Source organism: Microbacterium thalli (assembly GCF_028737325.1).
GTDB classification, from domain to species: domain Bacteria; phylum Actinomycetota; class Actinomycetes; order Actinomycetales; family Microbacteriaceae; genus Microbacterium; species Microbacterium thalli.
In genome coordinates, this window is sequence record NZ_JAQZCH010000001.1 from 1,291,023 (window position 1) to 1,311,675 (window position 20,653).

The window sequence follows — 20,653 nt, forward strand, 5'->3', positions numbered from 1 at the left end:
CACCGCCGGATCGAGTGTATCGAATCGATTCGACCTTGTCGTTACCGCGGTCCGGAATGCGTCAGGCCGCGGGCAGCACGACCCGGACGTCGAGGCCGCCCGACGCGGGCGCCGTGATCTCGAGCTCACCCCGGTGACTGCGGACGATCGCCGCGACGATGGTCAGGCCGAGCCCGACGCCCGGGTCGCCGGCCCGCGTGCGCCCGCCGCCGCGAACGAACGGTTCGGTCAGGGTCGCGGCCACGTCCGGGGCGACGACCGGTCCCGTGTTCGCCACCTGCAGCGTCACCTCGCCGGCGGACGTGGCTCCCGTGCGCAGCACCACGTCGCCGTCCTCCGGGAGGTTGTACGCAAGGGCGTTGGCGACGAGGTTCGCGACGAGCTGGCGCACCAACGCCGGATTCGCGTGCGCCACCGCCGCTCCCGCTTCGAGGCGGATCGTCGGCGTGAGCCCGTCGCCGCGGCCCCCGCGGGCTCCGGCGGCGCGAGCCTCGGCGACCACCTCGGCGACGAGCGGCGGCAGCTCCACTGATTCGAAACGGAGCCCCGCGCGCCCCGCCCGCGCCAACGCCAGCAGCGCCTCGGTCGTCGCGATGGCGCGCTCGTTCGTCGCGGCGACGCGTTCGAGCACCCGGTCGACATCGCGCCCCGCCGGATCGGCGCGAGCCACCTCGACGATCGTCCGGATCACCGCGTGCGGGGTGCGCAACTCGTGCGACGCGTTCGCGGCGAACCGGCCCTCTTCCTCGACCGCTCGCTCGATGCGGTCGAGCATGCCGTCGAAGGCGTCCGCCAGCTCGGTCAGTTCGTTGCGCCGACCGCGCAGCGCGATCCGCCGTTGCAGGGTGCCGGCGTCGACGCGGCGCACCACGTCGGCGATGCGGCCGACCGGAGCGAGCATCCAGCCCGCCAGCAGCCACCCGCCTCCGAGGCCCACCACCGTCAGTGCGGCGAACGCCCACCCCGCATACTTCATGAACACCTCGGCGAGGTCGGCGCGGCCCGGGGCCCAGGTGCCCGTCGGCCCGGTGAAGAGGTGGCCGTCGGGCACGAATCGCAGCATCAGCAGTCCCGCGACGAAAAGTGCGACGCCGGCGAGCAGCAGGAACCCCGCGTAGCTGAGCGTCAGCGTCGCCCGCAGTGACAGCCCCCGGCGCCGCGCGATCACGCGGACGCGTCCGTCATGCGGTAACCGACGCCGGGGACCGTCTCGATGACCCCGGGCTCGCCCAGCCGCTTGCGCAGCGTCGAGATCGTGATGCGCACGGCATTGGTGAACGGGTCGGCGTTCTCGTCCCACGCCCGCTCGAGCAGGGCCTCGGCGCTGATCACGCCTCCCTCGGCCGCGACCAGCACCTCCAGGACGGCGAACTGCTTGCGCGTGAGCGCGACGTAGCGCCCGCCGCGGTAGACCTCGCGGCGGAACGGGTCGAGGCGCACATCGCCGAACTCCCGCACCGGTGGGGTGGCGGCGGGCGACCGGCGCGCGAGGGCGCGCAGCCGCAGCACGAGCTCGCGCATCGCGAACGGCTTGGTCAGGTAGTCGTCGGCGCCGGACTCGAAGCCGCTCGCCTTGTCGTCGAGCCGGTCCGCGGCGGTGAGCATGAGGATGCGCGGACTCTCGGGATGCGCCGACAGGCGGCGGGCGATCTCGTCGCCGTCGGGACCGGGGATGTCGCGGTCGAGCACGACGACGTCATAGGTCGTGAGGGCGAGCTGTTCGAGCGCGGTGTCGCCGTCGCCGGCGAGGTCGGCCGAGATCGCCTCGAGTCGGAGGCCGTCGCGGATCGCCTCGGCGAGAAACAACTCGTCCTCGACGATCAGCACACGCATGCCAGCCAGGATAGGCCGGTCGGGATATCGCCACCGTATGCAGAATCGACGACGCCGCGACAACATGCCGCCGGGTCGACTGGGACCATGAGCACCTCCTCCGCCCCGAGCTCGCGTCGCCCGGCCCCGTTCGACTCCGCGCGACGCACGACGTTCGTCGCCCCGCGCACCCACCGGTCCCGGCCCTCGCGGCGCGTCCGGCGGCGCCGGCTCGCGGTGGCCGCCGTCGCCGCGACGGGAGTCGTCGCGCTCGCCGCCGGGCTCATGGGCGTCTTCCCCTCGGTCTCGGGATCGTCGCTGCCGTCCGTCATCCCTGGCACGGCATTCTCCCCATCCGCCGACGACGGCTTCATCGGCGACGGCGCCGGGGTCGACCTCGCCGATGACGACCTGCCCGCGATCGCCCGGCTCGACCCCGAGCTGTTGGCCGCGATGCGCGCAGCCGAAGCGGATGCCGCCGGCGACGGCATCCGCTTCCAGGTGACGGGCGGGTGGCGCAGCGCCGCGTACCAGCAGTGGCTGCTCGACACCCGCATCGCCGAGGTGGGGGAGGAGACGGCGCGCGCCTACGTCGCGACCCCCGAGCAGTCGCGGCACGTAAACGGCGATGCCGTCGACATCGGCCCGGTCGATGCCCAGTACTGGCTGATCTCGTACGGGTCGGGCTACGGCATCTGCCAGACCTACGCCAACGAGCCGTGGCACTTCGAGCTCGCGACCGAGCCGGGTCGGGCGTGCCCCGACATGCGCACCGATGCCACCGGCTGAGCCCCTCGGACGCGGACGCCTACGATCGAGGGACGCCCGTCCCGTCCGAGGAGTACCCGTGTCAGCCGTCACCGCCGCCGCCCGTGCCCACGCCGACGACCTCGCCGCCTTCGTCGCGGCTTCGCCGTCGAGCTTCCACGCCGCCGAAGAGGTCGCCCGCCGGCTCACCGACGCCGGTTTCACCGCGCTGGACGAAGAGGAGAGCTGGCCGGAGCAGCCGGGCGGCCGCTACCTCGTCGTCCGCGACGGTGCCGTGCTGGCCTGGGTCGTGCCGGCGGCGGCGACCCCGACCACCCCGGTGCGGGTCTTCGGCGCGCACAGCGACTCGCCCGCGTTCAAGCTCAAGCCGCGCCCGACCACCGGTCGCCTCGGCTGGCTGCAGGCCGGCGTCGAGATCTACGGCGGGCCGCTGCTGAACTCGTGGCTCGACCGCGAGCTGCGCCTCGCCGGCCGTCTCGTGCTCGAGGACGGCACCGCCGTGCTCGCGGCGACGGGGCCCCTGCTGCGCCTGCCGCAGCTGGCGATCCACCTCGATCGCGAGGCGAACGACCGCCTCGCGCTCGACAAGCAGACGCAGACGCAGCCGGTGTGGGGACTCGGCTCGGCCGATTCGGCCGACCTGCTGGGCGAGCTCGCCGACGCGGCGGGCGTGGATGCCGCCCGCATCCGCGGCTACGACATCGTCACGGCCGACGCCGCCCGCGGAGCCGTGTTCGGCGCCGGTGACGTGTTCTTCGCATCGGGCCGGCTCGACGACCTGGCTTCGGTGCACGCCGGGGTCGTCGCGCTCGAGCGCGCGGCCGAGGGGTTCGATGCGGAGCACATCGCGATGCTCGCGGTCTTCGACCACGAAGAGGTCGGCTCCGCGACGCGGTCGGGTGCGGCCGGTCCGTTCCTGGCCGAGGTCATCGAGCGCGTGCAGCTCGGCCTCGGTGCCGACCGGTCCGAGCAGCTGCGGGGCCTCGCGGCATCCTGGTGCGTCTCGAGCGACGTCGGGCACTCGGTGCACCCGAACTACGCCCACAAGCACGACCCGGTCGTCCAGCCGGTGCTCGGCTCGGGTCCGATCCTGAAGATCAACGCGAACCAGCGGTACGCGACGGATGCCGTCGGCGCGGCGGCCTGGAACGGGTGGTGCGCCGCGGCAGGGGTCGCCGGCCAGGAGTTCGTCTCGCACAACGGCGTCCCCTGCGGTTCCACGATCGGGCCGATCACCGCGACCCGGCTCGGCATCCGCACGGTCGACGTCGGCATCCCGATCCTCTCGATGCACTCGGCGCGCGAGCTCGCGGGGGTCAGCGACCTGCACGACCTCGCGCTCGTGGCCGAAGAACTGTTCCGCCGGTAGAATGGTCGGGTCCGCGGCACCGGCCCGGGCCAAGCGATGCAACTACCTGCTGATGGAGCAAGGCGGCACGTGATCACGAGCTGACCTCCCGGAGGCGCGCATGACGATGCACGATCGTTCCCTCATCCAGCACACCGGCTGGGGTTTCTTCCCCATCGCCTTCATCGCCCGCCTCCCCTTCGCCATGATGGTGGTCGGCGTGCTCACCCTCGTCGTCTCGGCGACCGACTCGGTCGGTCTCGGCGGGCTCACCTCGGCCGCCGTCGGCATCGGCGTGGTCATCGCCGGGCCCGTCATCGGCGACGCCGTCGACCGCTTCGGCCAGCGTCGTGTGCTCGTGCCGCTCGGCATCGCCAACGGCATCCTGCTCGCTCTGTTCCCCGTCGTGGTGACCGCGGGTCTTCCCGACCCCGTGATCCTCGCCGCGGGGGCCGCGATCGGCCTGAGCGCACCGCAGGCCGCGGCGATGTCGCGCAGCCGCCTCATGGGCATCATCCGCATCCGGATCGGAGCCGACCACCGCCCGCGCACCCTCTCGCGCGTCATGTCATACGAGTCCGCCGCCGATGAGACGGCGTTCGTCATCGGGCCGTTCCTGGTCGGCATCCTCGCGGCGGCCATCGCCCCCTGGGCGCCGATCGCCATCGCGGCGGCGTTGAGCCTCGTGTTCGTGACCGCCTTCGCCCTGCACCCGAGCGGTCGGATCGCCGCGGCGCTGCCGGCGGGCGAGGTCGAGGAGCGCGCGCCGATGTCGGAAGTGCTGCGCGGTCGCATCCTCGTGCTCGTCGCCGCGACGTTCGGCGTCGGACTGTTCTTCGGCGCGACCCTGACGTCGTTGACGGCGTTCGCGCGAACGGCGGGAGAGGGCGTCGAAGCGGGCCTGCTGTACGGGCTCATGGGCATCGGCTCCGCCGCGCTGGCGTTGGCGGTCGTGCTGCTGCCGACCCGGTTCGCCCTGCGGCATCGGTGGCTGGTGTTCGCCGCCGTGCTCGCCGTCTCGGCCGGCGGCTATGCGGCCGCGGACTCGCTGGGTCTCGTCGTGGTCATGCTGCTGCTCATGGGCCTGGGTGTCGGACCGACCCTCGTCACACTCTTCAGCATCGCCGGTCACCGTTCGCCGGTCGGCCGCTCCGCGACGACGATGACCCTGCTCGGGTCGGCGCTGACGCTGGCTCAGGCACTCGCGTCGGCCGTCACCGGGGCGATCGCCGAAGCGGGCGATGTCCGCCTCGCGATGCTGCTGCCGACCATTGCGGGTGTGCTCGTGCTGACGCTGGGCGTCGTCAACCTCATCATCGAGCGCCGCGAGCGCGCCGCTCGCGCTGCCGCGGGGCCGGTCGCGCCCGAGCCGACCCCGGTGCTCGCCGACCGGTGAGCCGACCCGGCCCGGTCAGAGCCAGGACGACGCGGCGCCCACGGCGGCCCCGAGGACGACGACCGCCCACGCCGGGCAGCGCCAGAGCGTGAGCAGCCCGAAGCAGACGAGAGCGAGCGCGAACTGGTCGACCCGGGTGACCGAGGTCGTGAACACCGGGTCGTAGAGCGCGGCGCCGAGGATGCCGACCACCGCAGCGCTTGCACCCCGAACGGCCCCCGTGGCTCGAGGTCGGCGGCGGATCGCGGCCCAGAGGGGAAGCGCGCCGAGCAGGAGCAGGAAGCCGGGCAGGAAGATGCCCGCAAGCGCGATGGCCGCACCCGCGACGCCTCCCGGCCCGACGTCGGAGAGGGCGCCGAGGTACGCGGCGAACGCGAACAGCGGCCCCGGCAGCGCCTGCGCCGCGCCGTATCCGGCGAGGAACGTCTCGGCGTCGACCCACCCCGGCCCGACGAGGGCGCTGTCGAGCAGGGGCAGCACCACGTGACCGCCGCCGAAGACCAGAGCGCCCGAGCGCAGGAACGCATCGAACAGGGCGACCGCCTCGACGCCGCTGGTCGCGGCCACGATCGGGCTCGCGACGAGCAGGACCGCGAGCGCGACGAGAGCGCCGACCCCGATCCGCATCCCCGCCGTCGGCAGCGCATCGGGCGCCGCGACCGCGGATGCCGAGGCCGGATGGCCGTCGTTCGATCCTGTCTCGCGCAGCCAGACCGCCCCGGCGATCGCTGCCAGGGCGATCGCCACGAGCTGCGCGTACGGTCCGCCCACCAGCAGGACGCCCACGGCTGCGGCGATCGCGATCGAGCCTCGCGGGCGGTCGGGCGCGAGGGACCGCGCCATGCCCCAGACGGCGTGCGCGACGACCGCGACCGCGACGACCTTCAACCCGTCGATGACGCCGCCGGCGAGCGGGCCCGACACGGCGTCGACGCTCGCCGCCGCCCAGACCATGAGGGCAGCCGAGGGCAGCGTGAACGCGGCGAAGGCCGCGAGCGCCCCGGCCAGTCCGGCGCGGCGCAGTCCGATGGCGAAACCGACCTGACTCGACGCGGGGCCGGGCAGGAACTGGCACAGCGCCACCAGCTCGCCGTAGGCGTCGTCGCTGATCCACCGGCGGCGGGTCACGAACTCGTCGCGGAAGTAGCCGAGGTGCGCGACGGGCCCGCCGAACGACGTCAGTCCCAGTCGCAAGAACACCGCGGCGACGGCGGCGAGGTTCGACACGGCGCCAGCGCACCATCCGCGGGTGAACGCGCGGTGAACGCCGCGCGCGAGTAGCACACCGAGGTGACCGACCGCGTCACCGGCCGGCAACCGGGGTGCGCCCCCGCGTTCACCCGCCGCTGGTGCGCCGTGCCTAGCCTCGGCGGCATCCCTCCCTGCACCGAAGGTGGTCGTCATGCCCGCTGAGCGCCCGCGCGCCCGTTTTCTCACCGTCGCGTTGACGGCGACCCTGGCGACGGGAGTCGGTGCGGCGTTCGCTGCGCCGGCGTTCGCCGCGCCCGGGGACGCGACGCCTGCCGCCGCTGCCCCCGCGCTCGGGTCGCTCGTCGTGACCGAGATCGCCCCCGACAACGTCGGCGCAGACGATTACGAGTACTTCGAGGTGCACAACCCGACCGGCCGTGACATCGATCTCGCCGCCGACGGGTTCTCGTTCGCCTACACGTACGTCGACGGCGCCGACCGTGGGCGCGATGTGGCGCTGTCGATCGCCGAGCCCGTCGTCATCCCGGCCGGTGGCACCGTCGTTCTCTGGCTCAGCTATGCAACCGGCAGCGTCGATTCCTTCGCCCGCTCGGTCGACGACTTCCGGGCGCACACGGGCGCGACACCCGACACGACGGTCGTTCGCGTGACGGGGCAGCCCGGTATGGCCAACAGTGCGCCGCGCGGCATCCGGATCCTGCAGAACGACGCGATCGTCGGCTGGTCGACGTACGGCCGGACGGCCGCGGCCGCGGGACAGTCGGCGCACTTCCGTCTCCCCGCCGAGCGCACCGACGGAGGCATGGACATCCTCGTCGAGCCGGCGCCGGCGAGCCCGGGGGTCGTGGCACCCGAGGCCGTGACCCCGCCCGCCGGCGAGCCCGGTGAGCCGGAGTTCGACCCGCAGCCCGATCCGTCGGTCGTCACCGCGCCGCTGCAGATCACCGAGGTGCTTCCCGACTCGGCGAACGTGTCTGGCTTGGACGGATTCGAGTTCATCGAGGTCTACAACGCCAGCAGCGATCCGGTCAGCTTCTCGGACTACACGATCGACTACCTGTACCCCGTCGAGGGCACGTCCAGCACCTGGCCGGCGGCGCCGAGCGGCGTCGTGATCCCGGGCGGCGAGACGCTCGTGTTCTGGATCAAGAACGGCGCCAACGACGCGCTGACGGCGGCCGACTTCAACGCGCACTTCGCCTCGAACCTCGTGCTGGGCGACGACCTCGTCGAGATCTCCTCCGCCGGCATGGCCAACGGCTCGCCGCGCGGCATCGCGGTCGAGACCAACACCGGTCGCCACGTCAGCACCGCGATGTACAACCTCGACGGCGCCGACGACACCGTCGCCGATCAGGGCATCCGTTACACCGTCGGCGACGACCTCGCGACGCAGCGGATCGTCGATCTCGCGCCCGCGACGCCGGGCGCCGTGCAGGCCGACCAGGTTCCCGCCGGTCTCATGATCGTCGCTCCGGACACGCAGGCACCGACCATCGTCGATCGCACCGCCGGCGAGATCCAGCCCGGCACCGACTTCACCATCACCGCGACGGTGACCGACGACGTCCTCGCGCGGACGGTCAGCCTGACCCTCGCGAACGACGTCGACACCGTGAGCTCGCCGGTGCGCGCCAACCTGCTCGACGCCGGGGACGGGACGGTGTCGTTCGTCGTGAACGCGGCCGACCTCATCGGGAAGACCTGGTACGAGTACACCCTCACCGCCAGCGATGGAACGAACCGTGCCTCGACCGAGACCCGGCGCGTGCCCGTCGCCGGTGCGAACACCGACCCGGTGCGCCTGAACCTCGAGGACGGCCAGTTCGTCGCCGGCACCACCGAGGTCGTGGCCGCCGGCGACGCGTACCCGAGCCCGATCGACCTGTCGATCGACGGTGCGGCGATCGACACCGAGCCCGCGCTCGAGGCCGAGCCGCGGTTCGTGTTCGAGACGACCAACGTCAACTACTACTTCAAGAACGGCGTGCGCATCGGCGACGACGTGCTCAACATCTTCGAGATCGGCACGGAGGGGTGGGAGACGATCATCACGCCGGTCCCGCTCGACTACGTCGTGCAGGGCGACGAGCTCGTCGTCAGCGTCTGGGCGGGCACGAAGAAGGCCCCCGAGATCGACCTCGCCGAGAACAACGACGACTTCGAGATCCGTGGCCTGCGTCTCGTGCTGCCCGACGGCCGCACGTTGACCCCGACCGGCTACGACGACCCGGCGGCGGTCCTCCGGATGGGTGACAGCGTCACCGCCACCGGTGCGCCCTCGGGCAAGCTCGACTTCTACGAGGCGCGCTTCGCGCTGCCCGACGACGCCTTCGCCGCCGTCGCGGCGCAGTGGGACACCACCGAGCACGCGGATGGTCCCGCCGTGGTCACCGCCACCGATGGCGCCGCAGCGGTCTCGCGGACCGTCGTCGTCGACAACACCGCTCCCGTCGTGGCATCGCAGATCGTCGACGGCACCGCCTACCAGGGGCCGATCGTCATCGACGCCGAGGTGGCCGATGCGGGGTCCGGCGTCGCCGAGGTCGTGGCGCGCCTCGACGGCGCCGAGATCGCCCTGCCGTACGAGACGTCGTCGGTCGATCTCGCGGCGGGCGACCACGAGGTCGAGATCACCGCGACCGATCACGCGGGCAACGCCGACACCTGGACGGCGGCGTTCACCACTTACGACGAGCAGCCGAGCGCCGGCGCGCTCGCGCCCGCCGAGGGGGCGGAGGTACCCGCCGGTGACGTCACGCTGCAGGCCAAGGTCGAGGACCCGACCGGCGACGTGCTCGACGTGGCCTTCCTCGAGGGGCGCCGCCTCGACCTGTCGGACGGCGACATCTCCGTGCAGTCCGGCACGGTGCAGGACGCCCGCGCGGTCGACCGCGCCCCGGCCGAGCCGCTGACCACCGACCAGCTGCGCACGCTGGCCGCGGTCGACGGCGTGGCCGAGCAGATCTCCAGCGATCGGGCTTTCCCGTACCAGCTCTTCGACGTCGCGGTCACCGACGCCGACGCGGGCGCGGATGTCCGCTCGACGTGGTCGGGCCGCGCGAACACGGGCGCGACGGTCGTGCTCTACGCCCAGCGTGCCGATGAGTCCGGCTGGGACGAGGTCGACCGGCACGTGGCGGCGTCCGATGACGAAGCGTTCTCGCTCGATGCCGTCGTCGCGGTCGACGACTATGCGTTCGCGGCGGCGGAGGGCCGGGTCGTCCGGATGCTCGTGCAGCACTCCGAGGGCTTCGCCGGCGCCGACCTCAGCGACCGCACGACCCCGGTGGCGCCGCACAACGTCGCCGATGTGCCGCGCAGCGACTACGACTTCACGTTCGCCTGGGAGTCGGACACCCAGTACTACAACGAGAACACGATGCCCGGCGAGCCGTACCGCCACCAGCAGGCGATCCACTCGTACCTGCTCGACCGGCGCGACGAGCTGAACCTGCAGTACCTCTTCCACACCGGTGACATCGTCGACGATTTCGACGTCTCGGAGCAGTGGGACCGCGCGGATCCGGAGTACCGGCGCCTCGACGTGGCCGGTCTTCCCTACGGCGTGCTCGCGGGCAACCACGATGTGGGTCACCACCTCGAGGACTACACGAACTACGGCGCGTACTTCGGTGAGCAGCGCTACGCCGGCAACCCCTGGTACGGCGGCAGCTTCGAGAACAACCGCGGCCACTACGATCTCGTCTCGGCCGGCGGCATCGACTTCGTGATGCTCTACACGGGCTGGTTGCCCGGCGACGCGTCGATCGCGTGGATGAACGAGGTGCTCGCGCAGTACCCCGACCGCGTCGCGATCATCGCGCAGCACGAGTTCATCCTCACCACCGGCGGGCTCGGCGCGATCCCGCAGCGGGTCATGGACGAGGTCGTCGCGGTCAACCCGAACGTCCGCATGGTGCTGTCGGGGCACTACCACGATGCCTTCCTGCGCGAGGACGGCTTCGACGACGACGGCGACGGCGTGAACGACCGGACGGTGTTCTCGATGCTGTTCGACTACCAGGGCCTCCCGGAGGGCGGCCTCGGGTTCCTGCGACTCCTGCACTTCGACAACGAGGGTCGGCAGATGCTCGTGCGCACCTACTCGCCGTCGCTCGATGTCTACAACTCCGACGAGGCGAGCCTGCTCGGCCCGGGCGGCGCGGGGGACTACTCCCCGCAGCAGTTCGCGCTCACCTACGATCAGCTCCGCATCGACCCGGGCACCCGCAGCCTCGGCACCGACGCGTTCTCGGCCGAGATCCTCGGCGACACCGAGATCGCCTCGTTCTCCGACGTCGCCAGCGGCTCGATCCTGTCGGCCTCGTGGCCGCTGGCCGAGACGGGTGAGCGCGGCTGGTACGTGCGCACGAGCGATCCCTACGGGGCCGTCGACTTCTCGCGCGTCTCGCTGTTCGCCGTGATCCCTGCGGCCGAGCCCGAGATTCCGGGCGGATCGGACGGCGGCGCGGGTACCCCGGCGCCGCAGCCGGGTGGCGGTGCCGCCCCGGGCGACGGGGGAGCAGGACGACCGGATGCCGGTGCGGTCGGCGTCCCGGCCGGCGCGGCCCGTCCCGACGGGCTCGCCGCCACCGGCGGCTCGTCGAGCCTCGTGGGCTTCGGTGCCCTCGCCGCGGCGGCGTTGATCCTGGCGGGCGGCGCGCTGACGGTCGTGCGTGGCCGGCGTCGCCGCGAGAGCGCCGCGGGCTGATCGGCGCGGGTGGTGGGCGTCACACGGTCGAGCCGTCGTCGGAGCCCACCACCCGGTGCCAGTCCGGCAGCGGGTCGGGCAGGGTCTGCCATCGGGCGGGGCCGGCCGCGAGCTCGTCGTCGTCGAGCACCGCGTCATCGATCACTCGACGCAGGTGGCCGCTGTTCAGGTCGATACCGGTCATCGCGAGATCCTGTCCGACGTCGTCGAGGCCGTGCCCCTCGCCCAGTGGGTCGATCCACATCGCTGATCCGGCCTGCTCCCAGCGGGCAGGGGTAGCCGCTCGCGTCGCGAGGCGGCAGACGCCCACCGAGCGCAGCAGGATGCCGCAGGCGCCGGAATCGAGGATCTCCAGCGCGCGGACGAGTCGAGCGGGGTGGAAGGGGCGCAGCTGCTCGTAGCGCAGCGTCGTGACGCGGCGGTCGGTGAGGAACGGCTCGTGCTCGCCGTTGAGCACGCGGGTCCACCCCGCGCGGTCGTCGCGCCGGCCCACCGGGAGCGTGGTGCCGAATCCCAACGCGGCCAGGTCGTCGCGCACGCCCCGGCTCAGTCGCACGCGCGCGGTCGGCGCAAGGTGCGACGCGACGGCCATGAGGATCGAGAGGTCGGGTGTGGGCAGGTGCTCCCCGTTGACGATGACGACGGCGCTCGCGCCCTCGATGAGCTGAGCGGCCAGCCGTGCGCGGGCGCCGACATCGGAGCGGGCGTCGCCGGTGGGCACGGCGCGGCGCACGGGTGCGTCGTCGCGGAGGTCGTCCAGCGCGTGGCGGGCGTCGACGACGCACAGGGTCTCCATGCCGTGCAGGGTCGAGTGGACCAGCAGCGGGTCGGCGGCGCTCGGGAGATCGATGACGTGCAGCGAGCGGTGGCGTCCGGCGGCGGCGCCCAGCCGCGCGTAACGACGGCGCTCCGCGCTGCAGACTCCGGTGATGGCGAGATGTGTGGTCACGGCGTGCTTTCCGAGCTGTGTGGCTTCGTCGACCACCGTACCTTGTTGTTGAGAAACGTTATCAATAGGAGGTCGCCATGAAGGTCCGTGCATCGATCAGGTCACTCAAGAACCAGCCCGGGGCGCAGGTCGTGCGCCGCCGCGGCCGCGTATTCGTGATCAACAAGCTCAACCCGCGGTTCAAGGGTCGCCAGGGCTGAGCGCGAGTGTCGCGGTCGCACAGCGATGGCACGGTGGCGGCCGCGAGGCAACCGCTCGTCGGTGTCGGTTCTGGCAGCTAGCGTGGCGGCATGAGCACCCCCGCTGAGCGCGCCCAGACCCTGTCCGAACTCCACGCCGCCCCCGAGATCCTGCGGGTGGTGAACGTGTGGGATGTCGTGTCGGCCGAGGCGATCCTCGCCCTGCCCGAGACCCGCGCCATCGCCACCGCCGGCCACTCGATCGCCGCCACCTTCGGGTACGAGGACGGCACCGACATCCCGCTCGAGCTCGTGCTCGACATGGTCGGACGCATCGTGTCGGTCGCGGGCGACATCCCCGTGACCGCCGACCTCGACGCCGGATTCGGCGACGCGGGCGAGACTACCCGCCGCGCGATCGGTGTCGGCATCGTCGGTGCGAACGTCGAGGACCGGCTGCAGCCGCTCGCCGACTCCGTCGCCGCCGTCGAGGCGATCGTGCGGGCCGGTGAGGCCGAAGGTGTTCCGTTCGCCCTCAACGCCCGCACCGACGCCTTCGTCCGGGCGGGCGACCGCTCCACCGAGGAGTCGATCGCCGACGCCATCGAGCGCGGACGCGCCTACCTCGGCGCGGGTGCCGACCTCGTGTTCGTCCCCGGCGTCCTCGACGCCGACATCACCCGCCGGCTCGTCGATGGACTCGGTGAGCGCAAGCTCAGCGTCATCGGCCTGCCCGGTGCGTTGACGGCGAGCGAGTACGAAGACCTGGGCGTCGCCCGCATCTCGTACGGCCCCACGACGCAGCGGGTCGCGCTGACGGCCTTGCAGGATGTCGCCCAGCAGCTCTACGCGAACGGTGTCATCCCGCCGTCGACCCGTCCGCTGAACTGACGCAGGGCGCGCCGCGGCATCCGAGGAGCCGCGGCGCGCCGCGTGGGGTCAGGCCCGTGCCGCGCGCAGCCCGTCGACGAATCGGGTCGTCGGCCGACCGATGAGATCGGCCAGCGGGCTGTCGGAGATGTCGAGAACGCCCTCGCGGATTCCGGTGTCGATCCCGGCCACGAATGCGGCGGTGCCCTCATCGAGCCCGGCGCTCGTGAGCGCGGCGATGTGCTCCTCCGTGCTCAGCCGCACATACGAGACGTCCCGGCCGACGACCTCGGATGCCGCTGCGGCGATGTCGTCGTAGCTGATGGGGGTGTCGCCGGCGAACTCGTACACCCGGCCGATGTGCCCGTCCTCGACGAGCACGACGGCGGCGCCCTCGGCGAAATCGGCCCGGCTGGCCGGCGCGATGCGCGCGTCACCCACCGATGCGGCGATGACGCCGGTGTCGGCGGCGCGCTGCACGTCGGGGAGGTAGTTCTCGATGTACCAGTTGTTGCGCACGATCACGGCCGGGATGCCGCTTTCGGCGATCGCCTGCTCCGTCGCGCGGTGGTCGGCGCCCAGCGCCCAGTCGACGCTGGTGGCCTTCGGTGCGCTGGTGTACACGAGCTTGGTCACGCCTGCGGCGGCCGCGGCGTCGATGACGTTCCGGTGTCCCTCGAGACGCGCGCCCGGCTGCGAGCCCGAGATCAACAGCACCGAGTCGACGTCCGCCAGCGCGGCGCTCAGCGAGGCAGGGGAGTCGTAGTCGACGTGAGCGGTGCGCACGCCGCGCTCGGCGAGATCGGCCACGCGTGTCAGGTCTCGGGCGCCGGCGACGATGGCGTCGGGAGCCGTGCCGCGGGTCAGCAGGGCGTCGACGACGAGGCGGCCGAGGTGTCCGTTCGCGCCGGTGATGAGGATCGTCATGGGTGTTCCTTTCGGTCGGGTGATCCTCCGCGACAACCGTGTTCGTCACGAGGAGCATTCCCGGCGTCAGGTACCCACTTCTGGGTAAGCTACCCACGTGACGGTGAGTTTCGCGGAATTGCAGCAGCGCTCGGATCAGGTCTTCACCGAGAGCTGTCCGACGCGCGTCGTGCTCGATCACGTCATGAGCAAGTGGGGCGTGCTCGTCCTGCTCGCCCTCACCGACGGCACGGCTCGCTGGGGCGAGCTGCGCCGGGCCGTGGCGGGCATCAGCGAGAAGATGCTCGCGTCCACCCTGCGCACGCTCGAGGCGGACGGCATCGTCCGCCGTACGGCCTACCCCGAGGTTCCGCCGCGCGTCGAGTACGCCTTGACGCCGCTCGGCGACGACCTCTTGGAGCGGATGATGCCCCTGATGCAGTGGATCGCCGAGAATGCCGACGGGATCGTCGAGCAGCGCGCTCGGCCCCTTGCCTGAACGCCACCCGGGAATGCCGCGCGGGGGGTTCCTTCGCGGGGCTGAGCGATATATCGTCGAGTATCGCTAACGCATCGACGACCCGGGAGGTCAGCATGAGCGGAACATTCCCCAACGGCGGTTTCGGCGGCCGAGACAGCATCTTCGGCGGCCGCGGCGGCTTCAACGTCTCCGACCTCGGAAACAACGTGTTCGAGGCCTTCGACCAGCTGCGCTCGACCTTCGAGCAGAAGGTCAACACCCGCGTCGGTCGCGGCGACGTCCGCGCTGCGGTGCTCGCGCTTCTCGCCGAGCAGCCGATGCACGGCTACCAGATCATCCACGAGATCGACCAGCGCAGCGGAGGCTCGTGGAAACCCAGCGCCGGCTCGGTCTACCCCACCCTGCAGCTGCTCTCGGACGAAGGTCTCATCAGCGCGCAGGAGTCGAACGGCCGCAAGACCTACTCGCTCACCGAGGCAGGCCGTGCCGCGGCGACCGAGTCGGGCGAGAAGCCCGCACCGTGGGAGGGTGCGAGCCGCGACCAGAGCCGTGACCACGGCCGCATGACCGCGCTGCCGAAGGCCGGCGTCGAGCTGGCCCAGGCTGCCGCGCAGGTGGGCCGCAGCGGTTCGCCCGAGCAGGTGCAGCAGGCCGTCGAGATCCTCGACGACGCGCGACGCAAGCTGTACGCCCTGCTCGCGCAGGCTTGACCGGGGTGGCCTCGGCCCACCCGCATCCGTCCGCATCACCCGGCGCGCGTCCCGCGCCGGGTGATGCGCGCATGCGCGCTCGGTACCGCCGCATCCTGCGCTTCGCCGCGCGTGCGCTCGTGCAGACGTGGTGGTTCGAGCTCGTGCTGCCGCGTTTCGGGCTGCACCGCCTCGCCGACCGCCGCCGCGCCGTGCGCATGCGCCGTCTCGCACGGCGCTTCCACGTGCTCGCCGTCGAGCTCGGCGGACTGATGATCAAGGTCGGTCAGTTCATGTCGTCGCGGCTCGACGTGCTGCCGCCCGAGGTGACCACGGAGCTCGCGGGCCTGCAGGACGAGGTTCCCGCCGTGCCGTTCGCGCAGATCCGCGCCGCGGCCGAGGCCGAGCTCGGCATGCCTGTGCACCAGGCCTTCGCCGCGTTCGACGAGACGCCGGTGGCGGCGGCATCCCTCGGGCAGGCCCATCGGGCCCGCCTCACACCGGAGCTGGCGCAGGATGCCGGCTTCGCCGACGTGATCGTGAAGGTCCAGCGACCCGGCATCTCAGCGATCGTGGACGTCGACCTCGCGGCACTGCGCCGTGTCGCCCGCTGGCTGCGGCGCATCCGCATCGTCGCCGAGCGCGCCGACATGCCCGCGCTCGTCGAGGAGTTCGCCGTCACGAGCCTCGAGGAGATCGACTACCGCCACGAGGCCGCGAACGCCGAGCGCTTCCGCGCCGAGTTCGCCGGCAACCCGCGGGTCGCCGTCCCCGAGATCGCCTGGGAGCGGTCCACCGCGCGGGTGCTCACCCTCGCCGACGTGACCGCCATCAAGGTGACCGACGTCGACGGCCTGCGTCGAGCGGGCATCGACCCGCACGAGGTCGCGTCGGTGTTCGCCTCGGTCATGTTCGACCAGTTCTTCGGTTTCGGCTTCTTCCACGCCGACCCGCACCCCGGCAACGTGTTCGTCACCGTCGTGCCGCCGGAGGAGCGCGGCGAGGCCGACCCGCCGTGGGTGCTGACCTTCATCGACTTCGGCATGATGGGCGAGATCCCGCCGTCCACGCGCGAGGCGCTCCGCACCGTCCTGGTCGCCGCGGCCAGTCGCGACGGGCGGGGCCTCGTCGCCGGCATCGACCAGGTCGGTGCGCTGCTGCCGTCGGCCGATGTGCGCGAGCTCGAGCGAGCGATGACCCAGCTGTTCGCCCGGTTCGGCGGCATGGGGTTCGCGGAGCTGAAGCAGATCGATCCGCGCGAGTTCCGCGACTTCGCGGGCGAGTTCGGCGAGCTCGCGCGTGCGCTGCCGTTCCAGCTGCCCGAGAACTTCCTGCTCGTCATCCGTGCGGCCTCCCTGACGTCGGGGGTGTGCACCTCGATCGACCCCGCCTTCAACCTGTGGGACGCCGTCGAGCCGTACGCGACGCGACTGCTGCGGGAGGAGCGCGGTGACCTCATGCGCGACGTGGCGCGACGGGCGATGACGGTCGCCGATGTGTCGATGCGGTTGCCGCAGCGTCTGGACGGACTCATCACCCATCTCGAGGACGGGAACCTCGACTTCGACAGCGGGCGCCTCGAGCGCCGGATGTCGCGGCTCGAGCGCCTCGGCCGGCGCGCCGTGTCGGGCATCCTGTTCGCCGGCCTCCTCGTCGCGGGCGTCCTGCTGCGCCCGGACGACGAGACGTTCGGCACCGTGCTGATGGGCGCGTCGGTGCTGCCCCTGCTGCACGTGCTGTTCGCGGGTCTGTTCACCGGCGGCGGCGGGCGGCGCGACTAGCGTGGGCTCCATGCCCCGCGATGTCTCGAGCCCTGCTGCGCGGGAGCAGCTGCGAGCGCTCGCGGCTCGCGCGGCTCGGCCGGTCGCGGAGGGCGGCCCGGGTGTCGCGAGCCCGTCGGCGGCGGACGCTGCGCTGGAGCCCGGCACGCGCGCGGCGGCGGTGCTGGTGCTGTTCGGCGTGCTCGACGGCTCGCCCAGCGATCACGCTGCCGACGCGGCTGTGTCACGCGATCTCGATGTGCTGCTGCTGGCGCGCGCCGCGACGCTGCGCTCGCATCCGGGGCAGGTGGCGCTGCCCGGTGGACGGATCGACCCCGGCGACGCCGGCCCGGTCGAGGCGGCGCTGCGTGAAGCGCGCGAGGAGACCGGGCTCGACACCGCCGGCGTCGAGGTGCTCGGTGAGCTCTCCCCGCTTCCCCTCGAATATTCGCGGCACCTCGTCACGCCGGTGCTGGCATGGTGGCGTCGACCCTCGCCGGTGCGGGTCGTCGACGTCGCCGAGTCGGCTGCGGTCTTCCGCGCGCCCGTCGCCGACCTGCTCTCGCCGGCGCATCGCGTCGTGACGGTGCTGCACCGCGACGGTCAAGAGTGGCGCGGCCCCGGGTTCGTCGTCCACGATCCGGCGGGCGACCACCTGGTGTGGGGTTTCACCGCCATGCTGCTGGACGGGCTCTTCGATGAGCTCGGCTGGACCGAGGACTGGGACCGCGGCCGTGAGCTGCTGCTGCCCTGACCGCGGGCGGGGCCCACCGGGTCAGAAGCGCCAGATGAGCGGGACGTACAGCACGGCGGTGGCCAGGAACAGCGCCGCCAGCGGCAGCCCGAGGCGCCAGTAGTCGCCGAACCGGTAGCCGCCCGGGGCCATCACCATGAGGTTGGCGGGCGTGGCGACCGGGGTGAGGAAGGATGCCGCTCCCGCCACGGTGAGCGCCATGAGGAAGGGCAGGGCGCTGACCTCGAGCGTCGCCGCGATCGAGGCGGCGACGGGCGCGATGATCAGCACGGTGGCGACGTTCGAGATGAACTGCCCCAGCACCACGACTGCGATGCAGATCACGAGGAGCGCGAGGTGGGGGTCGGCCTCGCCGACGAGGGAGAGCAGGCCGGCGGCGACGACATCGGCTGCGCCCGTTTCGAGGAAGGCCACCGAGAGCGGGATCATGCCCGCGATGAGCACGAGCGTCGTCCACGAGATGCCGTGATAGAGCTCGGGCAGCCGCACGACGCGGGTGGCGAGGAGCGCCGCGGCCGCGAGCAGGCCCGCCGCCGCCGGCGGTGCGATGCCGGTCGCGAGCAGCACCACCATGGCCGCTGTGATGACGAGGGTGCGCCGCGAGCCGCGGCCCAGACGCCGGTCCCGCACGGTGGCGACGGCGCCGGTGCGCACCGATTCGGGCAGCAGCGAAAGCGTCTCGGTCTCGCGCTCGGTGTGTGCAGCCGGCGCCGTGTCGGGTCCGTGATGCGGCAGCAGCCGCGGGCCGAGGACGATGATGATCGCGATCGTGGCGATGACGAGAGGCACGCCGACGAGTGCGAACTCGAAGAAGCCGAAGGGCCGCCCTGCCTCGGTCGCCGCGAGATCGGACACGACGACATTGACCGGGGTGCCCGTCAGCGTCAGCAACGACGCCGCCGAGGCCACGAAGGCGAGCGGGATCATGAGCTGAGAGGCGGGGACCTTCGCACGCCGCGCGATGACGGCGGCGACCGGGATGAGCGCCGCGACGGCGCCGTTGATGCTGATGAGCGCCGTGAGGACGGCGACGATGCCGCCGACCCAGAGCAGGATGCGCCCGCGCCGGGTGCCGGCCCGGGCCAGGATCACGCTGCCCACCCAGCGCGTCACTCCGCTGGTCTCGAGGGCACTAGCCAGCACGAACAGGCTCGCGATGAACAGCACGGTCGGATCGCCGAAACCGGCGAGGGCTTCGGGCAGGGTCAGCACCCCCGTCGCCCACAGCGCCAGCGCGACACCCACGGCCACGATCTCCAGCGGGACGCGGGCGGAGAGGAACGCGACGATCGCGGCGGCGAGGATCAGGAATGTCGCGACGATCGGGTCCACGCGATCCACGCTACTGGGGGCCTCCTCCGAATCCGCCGGGACGGCGGTCTCCGTCGCGCGGGGGAGGCGCGGAGACGCCGCGGGCGGCAGGCTGGCAGGGTGACCGCCCCCCTTCGCCCCCGTTCCGTCCCCCTCCGACTCGCGCGCATCGCCGGTGCCGCCACGGTCATCGCCCTGGCCGCCTCGGCTCTTGCCGCCTGCGCGTCGCCGAACGCCCGTTCGACCCCGGCGCCGACCGCCGCCGTCGAGATCCCGAGCTCACCGGTCGGCGCTCAGGCGGCCTGGGTGCTCGACGAGATCAACGCCGACGAGGAACCGCGCATCGACGAGATCGAGCGACGATTCGATCCCGCGACCCTCGAGCAGCTTCCCGCTGCCGACCTGCAGTCGGTGCTCGTGCAGCTGCAGGATGCCGCGCCGTGGACGCCCACCGCGTACGAGGAGGGGGACCGTCAGGCCCGCGTCACGATCACGTCGGCCGAGGTCACCTACGACATGACCCTCTCCGTCACTGCCGACGACCTCATCGACGGGCTCCTGTTCGGTCCGACCCCGCCCGAGCGCGAGCCGGCGGCGTCGTGGGAGGAGCTGCGCGAGCAGGTCGAGTCGGCACCCTTCGACGCGACGGTGCAGGTCACCGACGTCGGCGGCGAGACCCTGCAGTCCTTCGGGCGTCCGGGCGCCGCCCCGATCGGCTCGATCTTCAAGCTGTGGGTGCTCGGGGCCGTCGCCGACGCCGTCGGCGGCGGGAGCCTGACGTGGGACGACCCCCTGGTCATCGATGCGGGCGTCCGCAGCCTGCCGAGCGGTGAGCTGCAGAACCTGCCGGACGGGGCGACCGTGACCGTCCGCGAGGCCGCCGAGAAGATGATCGCCATCAGCGACAACACCGCCACCGACGCCCTCATCCGGGCGGTCGGGCGGGACGCCGTCGAGCAGGCCATGGCCGCGATGGGGCACGCCGACCCGTCGCTGAACACGCCGTTCCCGACCACGCGCGAGCTTTTCTGGCTGCTTCTCGGCGACGCCGACCTGCGCACGCTGTGGGGCGGTGCCGCAGGCGACGCCGAGGCCCGGCGCTCGGTGCTCGAGCGCCTCCCCGCGGGCGTCCCCGATCCTGCGGCGATGAGCGGGGCCCAGCCCGCGTGGCGCGACGGTGTCGACTGGTTCGCGACCGCCGACGATCTCACCGCCGCGCACGCGGCCCTGCAGGAGCGAGCGCTCACCCCCGCCGGCGCGCCGCTGCGCGACATCCTCTCGGCCAACCCCGGCGTCGAGTTCGGCGACCGGTGGAGCTACGTGGCGTTCAAGGGCGGCAGCTCCATCGGCGTGCTCGCGGGCTCGTGGTACCTCGAGCGCGAGGGAGCGACGCCCGTCGTCGTGACCGTGCTCGCCCGCTCGGACGACCCCGCGGCTCTCGTCCACCCGAGCGTCGTTTTCGGCTGGGCCCAGGACGCAGCGGCGATTCTCGGCGCCCCGTAGC

Annotated in this window: 17 protein-coding genes; 11 read left to right on the forward strand and 6 right to left on the reverse strand. The window is 72.4% G+C overall.

From position 1 onward, the window contains the following. Positions 1–61 precede the first annotated feature (61 nt). Complete coding sequence (locus PUW82_RS06335; RefSeq protein WP_274221440.1) at positions 62–1,168, reverse strand: sensor histidine kinase; 1,107 nt, start codon at positions 1,166–1,168, stop codon at positions 62–64. Beyond that, the gene (locus tag PUW82_RS06340) at positions 1,165–1,833 is read right to left on the reverse strand and encodes a response regulator transcription factor (RefSeq protein ID WP_274221441.1); all 669 of its coding nucleotides are present in this window, start codon (positions 1,831–1,833) and stop codon (positions 1,165–1,167) included. Before PUW82_RS06340 ends, PUW82_RS06335 begins: the two co-directional genes overlap by 4 nt. An 87-nt stretch (positions 1,834–1,920) precedes the next feature. Here PUW82_RS06340 and PUW82_RS06345 point away from each other — a divergent pair, with 87 nt between their 5' ends. The 3 genes from PUW82_RS06345 (at position 1,921) to PUW82_RS06355 (ending at position 5,324) form a co-directional block, all read left to right on the forward strand. Beyond that, a complete protein-coding gene (locus PUW82_RS06345; protein ID WP_274221442.1) occupies positions 1,921–2,601 on the forward strand; it encodes a D-alanyl-D-alanine carboxypeptidase family protein in 681 nt (226 codons plus the stop codon). Positions 2,602–2,659: 58 nt separating this feature from the next. After that, a complete protein-coding gene (locus PUW82_RS06350) occupies positions 2,660–3,949 on the forward strand; it encodes a M18 family aminopeptidase (protein ID WP_274221443.1) in 1,290 nt (429 codons plus the stop codon). A 100-nt stretch (positions 3,950–4,049) separates the two neighbouring features. Further along, positions 4,050–5,324, forward strand: coding sequence for an MFS transporter (locus tag PUW82_RS06355; RefSeq protein ID WP_274221444.1), 1,275 nt, complete (start codon positions 4,050–4,052; stop codon positions 5,322–5,324). 15 nt (positions 5,325–5,339) lie between these two features. Here PUW82_RS06355 and chrA read toward each other — a convergent pair whose 3' ends face one another. Then, positions 5,340–6,551 carry a chromate efflux transporter gene (chrA, locus tag PUW82_RS06360; RefSeq protein WP_274221445.1) on the reverse strand — a complete coding sequence of 404 codons (1,212 nt, stop codon included), beginning with the start codon at positions 6,549–6,551 and terminating at the stop codon, positions 5,340–5,342. Between the two features lie 175 nt (positions 6,552–6,726). Between chrA and PUW82_RS06365 the strand changes: the two genes are divergently transcribed. Next, a complete protein-coding gene (locus PUW82_RS06365) occupies positions 6,727–11,250 on the forward strand; it encodes a lamin tail domain-containing protein (RefSeq protein ID WP_274221446.1) in 4,524 nt (1,507 codons plus the stop codon). Positions 11,251–11,269: 19 nt separating this feature from the next. Here the strand turns inward: PUW82_RS06365 and PUW82_RS06370 are convergent, their stop codons facing one another. After that, positions 11,270–12,199: a GTP-binding protein gene (locus PUW82_RS06370; RefSeq protein WP_274221447.1), complete on the reverse strand. Its 930-nt coding sequence runs from the start codon at positions 12,197–12,199 to the stop codon at positions 11,270–11,272. Positions 12,200–12,276: 77 nt separating this feature from the next. On the opposite strand from PUW82_RS06370, the gene ykgO reads away from it, so the two are divergent. Together ykgO and PUW82_RS06380 are read left to right on the forward strand one after the other, a co-directional pair. Beyond that, positions 12,277–12,399, forward strand: a complete 123-nt coding sequence (gene ykgO / locus PUW82_RS06375) for a type B 50S ribosomal protein L36 (protein ID WP_274221448.1) — start codon at positions 12,277–12,279, stop codon at positions 12,397–12,399. Between the two features lie 90 nt (positions 12,400–12,489). Continuing rightward, positions 12,490–13,269 carry an isocitrate lyase/PEP mutase family protein gene (locus PUW82_RS06380; protein ID WP_274221449.1) on the forward strand — a complete coding sequence of 260 codons (780 nt, stop codon included), beginning with the start codon at positions 12,490–12,492 and terminating at the stop codon, positions 13,267–13,269. 48 nt (positions 13,270–13,317) lie between these two features. On the opposite strand, the gene PUW82_RS06385 is transcribed toward PUW82_RS06380, so the two are convergent. After that, complete coding sequence (locus tag PUW82_RS06385; protein WP_274221450.1) at positions 13,318–14,175, reverse strand: SDR family oxidoreductase; 858 nt, start codon at positions 14,173–14,175, stop codon at positions 13,318–13,320. A 97-nt stretch (positions 14,176–14,272) separates the two neighbouring features. Between PUW82_RS06385 and PUW82_RS06390 the strand changes: the two genes are divergently transcribed. The 4 genes from PUW82_RS06390 (at position 14,273) to PUW82_RS06405 (ending at position 17,838) form a co-directional block, all read left to right on the forward strand. After that, complete coding sequence (locus PUW82_RS06390; RefSeq protein ID WP_274221451.1) at positions 14,273–14,653, forward strand: winged helix-turn-helix transcriptional regulator; 381 nt, start codon at positions 14,273–14,275, stop codon at positions 14,651–14,653. Between the two features lie 95 nt (positions 14,654–14,748). Continuing rightward, positions 14,749–15,345 carry a PadR family transcriptional regulator gene (locus tag PUW82_RS06395; RefSeq protein ID WP_274221452.1) on the forward strand — a complete coding sequence of 199 codons (597 nt, stop codon included), beginning with the start codon at positions 14,749–14,751 and terminating at the stop codon, positions 15,343–15,345. A gap of 71 nt (positions 15,346–15,416) precedes the next feature. Next, complete coding sequence (locus tag PUW82_RS06400) at positions 15,417–17,105, forward strand: ABC1 kinase family protein (protein ID WP_274221453.1); 1,689 nt, start codon at positions 15,417–15,419, stop codon at positions 17,103–17,105. Between the two features lie 10 nt (positions 17,106–17,115). Then, a complete protein-coding gene (locus tag PUW82_RS06405) occupies positions 17,116–17,838 on the forward strand; it encodes an NUDIX hydrolase (RefSeq protein WP_274221454.1) in 723 nt (240 codons plus the stop codon). Positions 17,839–17,859: 21 nt separating this feature from the next. Here PUW82_RS06405 and PUW82_RS06410 read toward each other — a convergent pair whose 3' ends face one another. Continuing rightward, complete coding sequence (locus PUW82_RS06410) at positions 17,860–19,170, reverse strand: SLC13 family permease (protein ID WP_274221455.1); 1,311 nt, start codon at positions 19,168–19,170, stop codon at positions 17,860–17,862. Between the two features lie 99 nt (positions 19,171–19,269). On the opposite strand from PUW82_RS06410, the gene PUW82_RS06415 reads away from it, so the two are divergent. Further along, entirely contained in the window at positions 19,270–20,652 is a 1,383-nt protein-coding gene (locus PUW82_RS06415; RefSeq protein WP_274221456.1) for a serine hydrolase, read from the forward strand. The last annotated feature ends 1 nt before the right edge of the window (position 20,653 follow it).

Excerpts from the sequence above, each read along its gene's own strand:
- PUW82_RS06340 (WP_274221441.1), bottom strand. The coding sequence starts at position 1,833 with ATGCGTGTGCTGATCGTCGAGGACGAGTTGTTTCTCGCCGAGGCGATC.
- PUW82_RS06345 (WP_274221442.1), top strand. The coding sequence starts at position 1,921 with ATGAGCACCTCCTCCGCCCCGAGCTCGCGTCGCCCGGCCCCGTTCGAC.
- PUW82_RS06355 (WP_274221444.1), top strand. The coding sequence starts at position 4,050 with ATGACGATGCACGATCGTTCCCTCATCCAGCACACCGGCTGGGGTTTC.
- PUW82_RS06365 (WP_274221446.1), top strand. The coding sequence starts at position 6,727 with ATGCCCGCTGAGCGCCCGCGCGCCCGTTTTCTCACCGTCGCGTTGACG.
- ykgO (WP_274221448.1), top strand. The coding sequence starts at position 12,277 with ATGAAGGTCCGTGCATCGATCAGGTCACTCAAGAACCAGCCCGGGGCG.
- PUW82_RS06380 (WP_274221449.1), top strand. The coding sequence starts at position 12,490 with ATGAGCACCCCCGCTGAGCGCGCCCAGACCCTGTCCGAACTCCACGCC.
- PUW82_RS06385 (WP_274221450.1), bottom strand. The coding sequence starts at position 14,175 with ATGACGATCCTCATCACCGGCGCGAACGGACACCTCGGCCGCCTCGTC.
- PUW82_RS06395 (WP_274221452.1), top strand. The coding sequence starts at position 14,749 with ATGAGCGGAACATTCCCCAACGGCGGTTTCGGCGGCCGAGACAGCATC.
- PUW82_RS06400 (WP_274221453.1), top strand. The coding sequence starts at position 15,417 with ATGCGCGCTCGGTACCGCCGCATCCTGCGCTTCGCCGCGCGTGCGCTC.
- PUW82_RS06405 (WP_274221454.1), top strand. The coding sequence starts at position 17,116 with ATGCCCCGCGATGTCTCGAGCCCTGCTGCGCGGGAGCAGCTGCGAGCG.